General features: G+C 46.6%; 8 protein-coding genes. 2 read left to right on the forward strand and 6 right to left on the reverse strand.

Going from position 1 to position 11,980, the window contains the following annotated elements:
• The first annotated feature begins 438 nt into the window (after window positions 1-438).
• A complete protein-coding gene (locus P2G85_RS07970) occupies window positions 439-2,325 on the forward strand; it encodes a methyl-accepting chemotaxis protein (protein ID WP_275863563.1) in 1,887 nt (628 codons plus the stop codon).
• A gap of 79 nt (window positions 2,326-2,404) precedes the next feature.
• Here P2G85_RS07970 and P2G85_RS07975 read toward each other — a convergent pair whose 3' ends face one another.
• The 6 genes from P2G85_RS07975 to P2G85_RS08000 all read right to left on the reverse strand — a co-directional run bounded on the left by P2G85_RS07975 (window position 2,405) and on the right by P2G85_RS08000 (window position 9,912).
• On the reverse strand, window positions 2,405-2,905 hold the full coding sequence (locus tag P2G85_RS07975; protein ID WP_275863564.1) for a YfbU family protein: 501 nt from the start codon (window positions 2,903-2,905) through the stop codon (window positions 2,405-2,407).
• Window positions 2,906-3,047: 142 nt separating this feature from the next.
• Window positions 3,048-3,716, reverse strand: a complete 669-nt coding sequence (locus P2G85_RS07980) for an energy-coupling factor ABC transporter permease (RefSeq protein ID WP_275863565.1) — start codon at window positions 3,714-3,716, stop codon at window positions 3,048-3,050.
• A 73-nt stretch (window positions 3,717-3,789) separates the two neighbouring features.
• Window positions 3,790-4,530: a pyruvate formate lyase 1-activating protein gene (pflA, locus tag P2G85_RS07985; protein ID WP_275863566.1), complete on the reverse strand. Its 741-nt coding sequence runs from the start codon at window positions 4,528-4,530 to the stop codon at window positions 3,790-3,792.
• Window positions 4,531-4,661: 131 nt separating this feature from the next.
• Entirely contained in the window at window positions 4,662-5,639 is a 978-nt protein-coding gene (locus P2G85_RS07990) for a lipid A deacylase LpxR family protein (RefSeq protein WP_275863567.1), read from the reverse strand.
• 140 nt (window positions 5,640-5,779) lie between these two features.
• Window positions 5,780-8,056: a formate C-acetyltransferase gene (gene pflB, locus P2G85_RS07995; RefSeq protein ID WP_275863568.1), complete on the reverse strand. Its 2,277-nt coding sequence runs from the start codon at window positions 8,054-8,056 to the stop codon at window positions 5,780-5,782.
• A 308-nt stretch (window positions 8,057-8,364) separates the two neighbouring features.
• Window positions 8,365-9,912: a DUF3360 family protein gene (locus tag P2G85_RS08000; RefSeq protein WP_275863569.1), complete on the reverse strand. Its 1,548-nt coding sequence runs from the start codon at window positions 9,910-9,912 to the stop codon at window positions 8,365-8,367.
• A 463-nt stretch (window positions 9,913-10,375) separates the two neighbouring features.
• Between P2G85_RS08000 and P2G85_RS08005 the strand changes: the two genes are divergently transcribed.
• Complete coding sequence (locus P2G85_RS08005) at window positions 10,376-11,851, forward strand: 54K polar flagellar sheath protein A (protein WP_275863570.1); 1,476 nt, start codon at window positions 10,376-10,378, stop codon at window positions 11,849-11,851.
• Window positions 11,852-11,980 lie beyond the last annotated feature (129 nt).

The raw sequence follows: 11,980 nt of genomic DNA on the forward strand, positions 1-11,980 counted from the left end.
AAACCACAGCTTTGCTTTATGGACCAAAATCATTTCAGCGCGAGGCGACAGATGAGCCTTTTCCTATCACTCCCTATCTTTAATTAAGCCTAGTCGGGGATTTGCAATTTTGCTTAACAATTATGAATTTATTACAAAAATGACTGCTAAATCACTTTCGAAAGCGAGGAGTATTTGTCGTTTGAATATTCAAATTGCAACTTATGCTCTTTGGCGCAATCCTCAATTTTGAGACAGTTTTTTTCCTATTCCAACCACGGTTTTTATAAAACGTGTTGCATTGTTGTTGTGCCTTTTCCGGTGAACGCCGTGGGGGAATGCGCAATCGTTTTATCAGTAATTAGTCAATATAAGAGGTGGATCATGATTTATTTTTAACCTCGAAATATAATTGGCAAAAATTATTCATAATTCTATATATAACAAAAGTGACTATTCATGCTTAAAAAGTTATCGCTTAAGAATAAGCTGGCCATCTCTGCGAGTGTGGCGATTATTGTCGGGGGCCTTCTGGTTGAAGCTTTGTCATTTCGTGCTTCGCTTGAACGGCTTGATACAGAAGTTGAACAGCGGCTTGAAAGCACGGCTGCATCTTATAATCAGTATGTGGCTGACTGGCTACTGTCTAAAGAGCGCGCGTTAACGTCACTTTCTGAAGAAGTAAAGCCTGATGCGATTGTTACCCATTTAAAACAGGTCAAGCATTCTGCCGGTTTTGATAATGTGTTCCTTGCCTACCCGGATGGTTCGCAGCGCAACGCTAATGGGGTGGTTTTACCGCCGGGCAACGATGACCCAAGAAAGTGGGGCTGGTATCAGAATGCCGTACAAAAACCTGCCAGTGTGTTTCTGGATAACCCGACCGTTGCGGCCGCGACCGGGGCGAACGTGGTTTCTATGGGTAAAGCGATCAACTTACATGGTCAGCAACTGGTGTTGGGCGCTGATGTTGAAATCACTGATATCCTGAACAGTATGGCTCACGTTATCTTGCCGGGTGAGGGGTATATGCTGATCGCCAATGAGCAGGGGAATATATTTGCCCATCAGGATACCCAGCTTCTCAATCAGCCATTGCCTGAACTGGGGCTGCAGCACAAAGATGTTCAAGCTGCAGCCCGCTCCGGAAACGGTGCATACGTGGCAGTCAAAGGCCAGGAGTCGGTGATTTATGCTCAGGCAATTCCCGGTACAGCCTTGACAACCGTGATCGTGATTGACTACGACTCGCTTGTGGATCCTCTGTTCGATGCAGTATGGGGCCAGGTGCTGGTTACCGGGCTTGTGGTTGTCATCTGTACCGTGTTGTTCAATCTGCTGTGTAACCTTCTGTTCCGTCCGTTATACAATGTTTCTAGTGCGTTGGAGCAAATTGCTAACGGCAGCGGCGATTTAACCCAGCGTATTGAGGTTGAGTCGCAGGATGAAGTGGGCAAGCTGGCGCAAAATTTTAATATCTTTGTTGCCAGCTTACAGCAACTTATTGGTCATATCCGTGAGCAGTCGCATTCGCTGACCGGCCACTCAGAGCAGAGTGCAATGGGAGCACAACGGGCAGTAAATGAGATCAATCATCAGCAGCAGGAAATTACCATGGTAGCCACTGCGGTCACGGAGCTGGCGTCCGCGACGCAGGAGATAGCTTCTCATGCTGAACAGACGGCTAAGGCGGCACAAGATTCTGCTGCCAGTACAGATAACGGCCACGAGTTGGTGCTCAACAGCAAACAGTCAATTTCTAAACTGGCCAATGAGCTTGAGAATGCCAGCGATGTTGTTCGTAAGTTGGATCACCATGCGCAAGATATTTCCACCGTGTTGTCGACCATTCAAGGTATCGCTGAGCAAACCAACTTGTTGGCTCTGAATGCCGCGATTGAAGCCGCTCGTGCCGGTGAACAAGGTCGTGGTTTTGCGGTAGTTGCCGATGAAGTACGGGTGCTGTCACAACGAACTCATGCATCTACGGAAGAAATAAAGGCAACCATTGATGTCTTGTTGAACACCACTGCAAACGCGGTTGCGATCATGGAAAGCAGTGCGGGATTAGCGGGGCACTCAGTACGCGATGCGGATAAGGCGTCGATGGCGTTAGAAGAGATTAATGCCGCGGTGGCCCTGATCAGTGATATGGCGACGCAAATTGCTACCGCAGCGGAAGAGCAGACCCACGTTACCGGTGAAGTGACGCAGAACATCACTCTGATCAAAGATGTGGCAGATCAATTGGTGGTCGGTGCTAATGAAAGTTCGGAAAAGTCTTATCAGGTTAAAGCACTGGCGGAAGGACTGAATGCCAAAGTGGCAACCTTTAAATTAACCTAACGTGCTAAAGTCAATCGCAGAAGAACAAAGTGAGGGACCCTGCGGTCCCTCACTTTATTTATGCTAAACAGGCAGCCATTTACGCGCCGAAAACTTGGGTTAGTTCGTTGGCACACAGGTGATACTGGCGAGGGCAATTGCGCCAAGTAATGAGCATACGGCGGTATTTATCCAGCATTGGCATCTGGCTGTTAAAGTGGTGATCGCCTTTGTTAAACTGAGGGTACAGGCCTTCAGAGTCGACAAGAAAACGTACGTAGTGCACTTGTTGTGCTTCACTGGCGATATCAAAGCCGAGGAACTGCAGGCGTCGCTGATCGACTTTGCTGCGCTCTTCGTCACCCAACATGTTGTTGGACTCCTGCATGGCGTGATACATCTCCATAATGTCGATGATTTCACGGCATTCGGATTCACTCAGGCAACCAAAATCTTTGTTCAGTTCCTGCATTTGCAACTCGTAACCACGTTCGACGATGGTTTGCAGGCGCTTATATTTTGCTGCATTACTTGGATCAAGTTGAGACATCAGGTTGTACTGGTTTGATAGGATTAAACGTTGAGCGTTTGACATTTCCATGGAGACCTCACTAATTTGTCTAATACATTTTTAATGTGCTTAGGTTAACGCGTCCGAAACGCATGAAACATGATCTCAACACATATTTAATATGAAAAAATATTGTTGCAGCCACGCTGGACTATGTGAAAAATTGTTGCCGCTATTTCTTGTGATGGTGGTTATAAATGTAGTCACGATCAGAGAAGACGCGTAGCCATTCCGGTTTGAACACCGTCAGTACAGCAATCGACATGCCATTTAACAGCCCTTCAGGAAAAGCAAGTAAGGGAACGAAGATAAAATAGTTATGCTGGATGGTTTCCCAGTCATAATGACCGACCGTCTGGTGGTAAATCGCGTTGTTCAGTAAATGCAGGCTGCCGGTAACGGCACCGTTGATGAAACCGGCGATGAAGATGAAAACAAAAATATTGCGTGGCAGCAGCCGGTAGCTGAGCTGGAAAACGCAGTAGCTGATCCCAATCGGAATCAATGCAGACAGCAGCAGTGAGGTAGGCAGCATCGCCAGTGAGTGGCCATGAATAAGGTGGTTAGCCAGCATCGCAGGCACTGAAATAACCAATGCCATACGCCAACCAAACATCAGGCTTAACGTGGTTAAGGCCAGAAAGTGAATCTGCAGCCCTTCTTTAACTCCTGCCTGAGCTGACCAGAGGGTGCTTAACAGGAAGACAGTCCCAAACAACAGGTGCTGAAAGTCTTTTTCTGACATCAGTTTTGGCCAGACAACCTGGCGAAAGTCCGGCCAGCAAAATGCGACCATTACCCAGACAATGATCAGGAATGCGACAAAGTTAAACCAATCCATGTGTCTTCTTCTTTCCTAAAAAAATACCAGCGTCAGTGCTGGTATTTGTTTCTGTTTTATAACCCAATGATGGTTAGTATTTCACATTTGAGTGATATTGGGAAAGAATCGCCTGAATGTTGTCCATGGTTTCTTTGCTTGGTGGATTAACGCCTTCTAACGGGTAATCCAGTCCCAGCGCTTCCCATTTATGCGCGCCGAGCTTGTGGTACGGCAGCAGTTCAACTTTTTCGACGTTGTCCATATCTTTGATGAACTCGCCCAGCATGTGTGCGGCATCTTCATCATCGGTGTAACCTGGCACAACCACATAGCGGATCCAGGTTTTTTGCCCAATTTTATGCAGGTAGCGGGCAAAGTCTAACGTGCGTTTGTTAGAAACACCGATAAAGTCTTGATGGATTTCATCTTTCATGTGTTTCAGATCGAGCATAACCAGATCCGTTGCTTCCAGTACTTCGTCGATGACCTCGGTATGTTTGCGGATGTGGCCGTTGGTATCGAGACAGGTGTGAATGCCTTCTGCCTGTGCGGCGCGGAAAAAATCACGCACAAATTCTGGCTGTAACATCGCCTCACCGCCTGAACAGGTGATGCCCCCCCCGGACGCGTTCATGAAGTGGCGGTATGATTTTGCTTCATTGATGATTTCTTCTACCGTCACTTCTTTGCCACCGTGCACATCCCAGGTATCGCGATTATGGCAATACATACAACGCATCAGGCAACCCTGCATAAATACGATAAAACGAATACCAGGACCGTCGACGGTACCACATGACTCAAATGAGTGAATACGACCAGTTGTTGACATCTGCTGTTCTCATTGCAAATTAATTCTGATTGTTATTTTATTACAAAAAGCAGGGTTAAAACAGTCTTGGTTGATCTCGCGGCAAGAGGAGCACAACCGGCACAGAAAGACCGGTTGTGGAAAGGGGTGACCTAGAAAAAAGTAAACAGAGACAAGGAGCCAGTTCCGTATACGTCGGTTTGTGACTCTTTATACTCCGGGGTTTTAACCGTAAATGTCATGCTGGCACCAAAGCGTTGGTTGTACCATGTTACCCCAGCGACAGCGCTGGCTTGCCAATGCTCTAACGTTACATCATAAGGTTTGCTAGGTTCTGGGATTCCGGAGCGATCACCTTCAATGGTGAGGTCGTTAAACCGATAGCGTCCCTCAAAACCGGTGAAGACGAACCAGCTTTCTCCATCACGGCCAAGCATGGATGCTGAGAACGGGCTTTCAACACTGATGTTAGCCGCGCCGAGACTATTGGCCAGATTCGTTCCCCAGCGGAACATCACCCCCTGAGAGATATCACTACGGAAGTTGCCGGCATTAATATCATTGATATTGGTGATTTCCCATTGCGTCTCGCGTTCCTCACTACGCATCAACTTGTTGAAGGCGCGGTAGCCCACACTGAAAGCAAAGGTATCGTCAATCTGATAGTCCCATCCCTGAGGGTCGGTAGAGCCGGTGATGCTGTGAACCAGGTTCTGTGCCTTATCGGACAGCGAACTCTCACCGGTTGCCCCCATGGTGAGGTTGTAACGCACCGCTTTATCTGCGGTGAGAGAGAGATAATTGAGTTCGGTATGCAGGAAGCCGGCATAAGGGCGGTCATTGGCGAGTGGTTCTGCTGCCGAGATGTCACTTGGCGTCCACATCTTATGGCCTAAGACAAACTCAAATTTATCAATGTTCGACTGATGCGGGTTGCTTAGGGTAAACCACGACCATTCTGCTTGCGGTATTAGCTGGCCGGTCGCGTAAGTGAAGAAAATGCCATTGGTGTAATCCTGATCGACACCAAAAATCCCGTCGTTATCCAGGGTAAAAGAGAGCGTTGAACTTGTTGATGCCAAAGCAGCAGGCGAGAGCAAAGTTAAAAAGAGTAATGGATTGATTTTCATAATTTTCGCTAACAATTTTTTTTGCATCATACGGCAGTTAGCCCGGAAAATCTCCGGCAGTATCACAAACTTTTATTGATAAAACGAAAAAGGGCTGATGCATTGCTGCATCAGCCCTTGATTGATAATTTCAGTGAAACTTATAGAGATTCAGTGAAAGTACGTGCGATAACGTCTTGTTGCTGCTCTGTAGTCAGAGAGTTGAAGCGAACTGCGTAACCAGAAACACGAATTGTCAACTGAGGGTATTTCTCAGGGTGCTTAACTGCGTCTAGTAGAGTTTCGCGGTTAAGAACGTTCACGTTCAGGTGCTGACCGCCTTCAATGCCAGCTTCGTGGTGGAAGTAACCATCCATCAGGCCTGCAAGGTTAGCACGTTGGCTCTCTTCTTCTTTACCCAGTGCGTTTGGCACGATAGAGAAGGTGTAAGAGATACCGTCTTGTGCGTCAGCGAATGGTAGTTTACCAACAGAAGTCAGTGAAGCTACCGCGCCTTTTTCGTCACGGCCGTGCATTGGGTTTGCACCCGGAGCAAACGGAGCGCCTGCACGACGACCGTCTGGCGTGTTACCTGTTTTCTTACCGTACACAACGTTTGAAGTGATAGTAAGAATAGACTGAGTAGGGATCGCGTCACGGTAAGTCTTAAGCTTACGGATCTTGTTCATGAACGTAGTAACAAGCTCACATGCGATGTCATCAACGCGTGGGTCGTTGTTACCAAATTTAGGGTATTCGCCTTCGATTTCGAAATCAGTTGCGATGCCGTCTTCGTCACGAACTGGTTTAACTGTTGCGTATTTGATTGCTGATAGTGAGTCAGCTGCAACAGACAGACCAGCGATACCACATGCCATGGTACGGCGAACGTCACGATCATGCAGAGCCATCAGAGACGCTTCGTAGCTGTACTTGTCGTGCATGAAGTGGATGCTGTTTAGTGCAGTCACGTATTGCTTCGCTAGCCAGTCCATGAAGTGATCCAGGCGATCCATTACTTTATCGTAATCAAGTACTTCATCAGCCATTGGTGCTTCTTTAGGACCAACTTGCAGTTTCAATTTCTCGTCAACACCGCCGTTGATTGCGTAAAGCATTGTTTTCGCAAGGTTAGCACGTGCGCCGAAGAACTGCATTTGTTTACCTACAACCATTGGCGATACACAACATGCGATTGCGTAGTCGTCAGATTCCAGGTCAGGACGCATTAGGTCGTCGTTTTCGTACTGGATAGAAGAAGTATCGATAGATACTTTCGCACAGAACTTCTTGAAGCCTTCAGGTAGCTGCTCAGACCAAAGTACAGTGATGTTTGGCTCTGGGCTTGGACCCATAGTGTACAGGCTGTTTAGGAAACGGAAGTTAGTACGAGTTACCAGTGTACGACCGTCAAGGCCCATACCACCCATAGATTCTGTAGCCCAGATTGGGTCACCAGAGAATAGCTCATCGTACTCTGGAGTACGTAGGAAGCGAACCATACGTAGTTTCATTACGAAGTGGTCGATCATTTCCTGAGCTTGTTCTTCAGTGATCTTGCCTGCTGCAATATCACGCTCGATAAAGATATCCAGGAACGATGATGTACGACCTAGAGACATTGCTGCGCCGTTTTGAGACTTAACAGCTGCCAGGTAACCGAAGTAAGTCCACTGGATTGCTTCTTGAGCTGTTTCTGCCGGGCGAGAAATGTCGAAACCGTATTTAGCCGCCATTTCTTTGATTTGGCCAAGAGCACGGTGCTGTTCTGCAATTTCTTCACGAAGTTGCATAGTCATTTGAAGATCTTCGCCGTTCTCAAATTTCTCTTGAAGAGAAGTGAACTGTGCGAATTTGTCTTTCATCAGGAAGTCAATACCGTATAGGGCAACGCGACGGTAGTCACCGATGATACGACCACGGCCGTATGCATCTGGAAGACCAGTCAAAACGCCAGATTTACGGCACTTCATGATGTCTGGAGTGTAGATATCGAAAACGCCTTGGTTATGCGTTTTACGGTATTCTGTGTAGATCTTCTTAACTTGTGGATCAAGTTCGCGGTCGTAAGCTTTGCAAGAACCTTCAACCATACGGATACCACCGTTAGGGATGATTGCACGCTTAAGAGGAGCTTCAGTTTGTAGACCTACGATAGTCTCAAGATCTTTTTCGATGTAGCCTGCATCGTGAGCAGTGATGGTAGAGATAACTGAAGTATCGAAATCAACAGGTGCGTGAGTCGCGTTCTCTTGTTTGATACCTTCCATTACCTTAGCCCAAAGCTTGTTTGTCGCTTCAGTACCTTCAGAAACTAGGAAAGATTCGTCGCCTTCATACGGAGCGTAGTTCTTCTGAATGAAATCACGAACGTTTACTTCGTTTTGCCAGTCGCCTGCAGCAAAACCTTCCCAAGCTTTAGCAAATTGCTCTGCCATGACATACCTACCTTTTTAGTAGAAAAAAATACGTACTGCTTCGCCGCTGAGCCAGCTATCCCCACCAGAATTAATGGGGAACAGTACACTCTTATTAATAACAATATTTATAGTCTTACTTAGTGTAGATGGAGCGAGATAAAACTATAAATATTGTTACTGCTCTGGATGACTTTCCAACCGAACACAAAGCAAGAGTAACATAAAAATTTTTTTTAATCCTTAAACTAAATCAATAAAAACTCAAAAATCCGGATAAAAATGGGGTAGCGACTCGCGCTACCCACACAATATTTGAACAATTTGGCTTATAGCCAGGCTTTAATGCCGTATTGCCCTTCTAGCATACCAACTGCCAGCATCGCTACCAGGCAGATGATGAAAACGCCTACTGGGATGATGATCTTGTCAACAAACGAAAGACGTGCTGCACGTTCTTTGTCACCGATAAGGCCGTTGTTGTCCAGGAACATGGTCAGTGCCCAGGCAAGAACCGGGTTAGTTACAACAGAGGCAAAAATACAGATACCCGCAGCTTGTGAGTCGTTGGTTTCTTTAACCATTTGCATACCCGCTTCAACCAGTGGCAGGAATACACCAACCAACAGCGCAATACGCATTACCGGAGGCCATACTGCCACATCCATTGGGAAGCCAAGGATTGCAACCGCCATAACAATCAAGCCGAGCAGGATAGCGCCCGCCGGGATTGGGCGTTTAGCGATAGCTGCCGGGATCATGTATGTACCCCAAGATGAAGTGATGTTACCACCACCAAGTGCCGTACCCACCATCTGACGAACAGAACACATGGTCATAGTGTCATCTACATCCATAAGTACTTTTTCAGTCTTACGTGGGTAGTTCAGTTCCTGGAAGATACGGTGACCCAAGAAGTCCGGCGACCACATCGCAACCGCTAGAATCGCAAATGGTAGCGATGCAATGAAGTGTTGCAGATTAGGCAGACCAAGCATCCAACCTTCTTCAGTGCTGCCCCACCAGTAAACTGGGTTCAGGTTAGGCAGACCCATTTCAGTTTCAAACTTAAGATCAAAACCGGCGCCAAGTGCTAGTGCAATGACCAATCCGGTGATAGCACAAACAGGAATGGCTAGCCAGCGCTTGTTGATTTTTGCCAGGTAAGCGTAAAGAGCAATGTTGATACCTAATACAATTAAACCAACGTAGCCCATGCTGCCTGCTTCAACGCTCGCTGACTGAAGGCCAACTGCCCAGTTCTGAACCGAGCCAATCTGACTCATGGTACCGGTGAAACCGAGGAAAATTAACAAGCCCCCGGCTGTACCCTGGGAGGTTAAGTTTACGAGTTTAGAACCGCCTTTGAAGTAGCTTAGCAACAAGCCGAATACGCCAAGAAGAATGGCAAGAGCAAGAGGGTGGGCGCCGGCAAGAGCGATAGAACCGATAAGCGGAATCATCGGGCCGTGGTTACCTGCAAGGTTGGCTCTAGGGTTAATAAAACCGGATGCAAGAACACAGAAAAGCAGCGCTGGGATCAGCATTTCAACACGGGCAACTTCGATAGCGAATTCTTTGCCAAGGTTTACGTGATCCCAAGCAGCGGTCAGACCATCTGCCCAAGACATCATTACCGCAGAATACATTGCGATGATGCCGATGGTACCGGCAAGTGCTGGGACTAAATCCTCAAGCTCAAAACGGAAATCACGACCTGGTAAGTTCAAGCCAAAACGGCGTGGCTTCATGATTTGAAGTTCGTGGTCTAGGTAGTCTGAACGGCTCTCGAACTCAGAAGCGGGACGATGAAGCTCTTGGTAGCTCTTAGTCTCAATATCTGAATCAGAGTGAGCTTTATTCACTGCGTCTGACATAGATTCCTCATATATTTAAAAGTTATGAATACTCAATTAATTGTGTAATTCCGCTTTCTGCGGCATACCCTATGCTAGCTATTATTAGGTTATTGTTACACGCACATCTTGTGCCTAAGCATAGCTAATAAACCATTGTGCTGAGGCACAATAATTTCCTCTTCTATGTGGCGGAGTCTAACAAGATAGTGGCTGAGGGTGATTGATTTAGATCACTTTAAGAAAAGATGTGAAAGAAAACTACAGAAAGTGTCCGCCATACGGTTAAGGTGGTGATTTTGCGTGTAATTTGATTACACATGATGCATAAAATTAGATTTTTCAAACGACGGTGACATGGTGGTTATCCGTTGTTTTTTATTGCATTCATAACTTTTATGAAAAGCTGGCTCTATTTTTGCTTGTTTAAGGAAATAAGACGTTTTTTTGGCTAACTATTGCCGCTCAATTTTAGGAAGAAAACATGAAACAGCGTAAATTATTGCCTATTGTAGCCGTTATTTCTGGTCTGATGGTGGGGTGTGGCGGCGGCGGCGGCGGTGGCGGCGGTGGTGCTCCGACAAAGACAAGCTTTACCTTCAAGTTTGCGATTCCTGCCGTTATGCAAAAGAGCGAAGCTGCCGCACAGAACTGTACCGTTTATGATCGTAAAAACGATGTAGGCGGCAATGAATCGGTTTTGACCTATAGTGCTGCCACAACACAGCAGGTAACGAATTATATTCTGGGGTATTACTCTGACACTGACGGTAAACGGGTCGGTGACATTATCAAACCGTCGAGTGACAGTTTCAGGTTTTACTTAGAAGATATTCCTGAAGGTGGTTACATTACTTTCCAGGCTGAAGAGTTCAATGGTAAAGAAACCCGCGTGAACTCGTTCTCTAAAGCGTTCCTGAAGGATAAAAGCTTGCGTAATGCGACATTTGCCCTTAACCGTGACTCATTAAACAAATGTTTTACGGGTGGTAACCAACTAGACCACAACTTCAGAAACTTGTCTTATCTGAATGAGGTATCTGGGGGAAGTGATTACCACTATGTTTCCCAGTTCGATACTTTTGTTTCACCTAATCCCAAAATGCTGGCGGGTGATGAATTGCCGGGTGTAAGAGGGGAGCCGACAGTGCTGTTCCAGTATGTCGATGACTCTAACCTGCAATTGCACCAATACGGCGTAGGCTCATGGGCTGGCACCGACATTCAACTGGTCGCGACAAATCTTAAGTCCAATATCCTTACATCATCGGCTTATGATTATGACAAGCTGTCGATTGGCTTTGTGGCGAATAACTACCTTTATGATGCGCTAGAGTTAGGCAAAGGGGTCGCCGATTATGCCCGACCAGCAGACACCAACGGTGAAACCTGGGTTTACATGGCTAATGATGATGCCACGGCAACACGCTGGCAGACATTGCTCACCGGTACAGTGCCAGCAGGTTGGGATATTGATCTGGATACCGATGCTTATCTGAACATTGATAATCTACCCAACACCAAACCAAGCGTGGGAGGCCAGGGTGGCGCTGAAAGCGTTATTGACCTGGCGATGGGGCTAAATGCATCAACTGAAGGCTACAGCCGTACGGCATATTTCTCGGCTTCAGATGTTTACAAAGTCACTCATCGTATTTACACCACCAGTACTAATGATGAAGTCGTGGTGCCGGAACTGTACTACTACAACTTCCCAAGTAGTGCGATTGAAGCGCTAAAAGTTTCTGACTTGAATGATTTTAACCGCACCGCGTTGATCCTGGGGGATGACCATAAGCTAAATGCGCAGATGTTTGTATCATTTTTTGCTAACGGAGATGCCTCAGAGCCAGAGCTGGATGCTGATCTTGATGGTATTTTAAGTTCTGAACTGCAAGGGCGGGAAAACGAAGTGTCGCTGCGTTCTTCAAATGGTTTGGTGGTAACCCGTTTCAACTGATATTCGTTGACAGTTGCTGTAGTTAACATTTGTTTAAATTTGCCTGCCCCTCTCATGAGGGGCTTTTTTATGGCGTGCATTCACTAATTCTAGGATTTAGTTCTGCTAAATGCATATTAATTTGCTTCT

The sequence above is a fragment of the Vibrio sp. CAU 1672 genome, assembly GCF_029223195.1.
GTDB lineage: Bacteria > Pseudomonadota > Gammaproteobacteria > Enterobacterales > Vibrionaceae > Vibrio.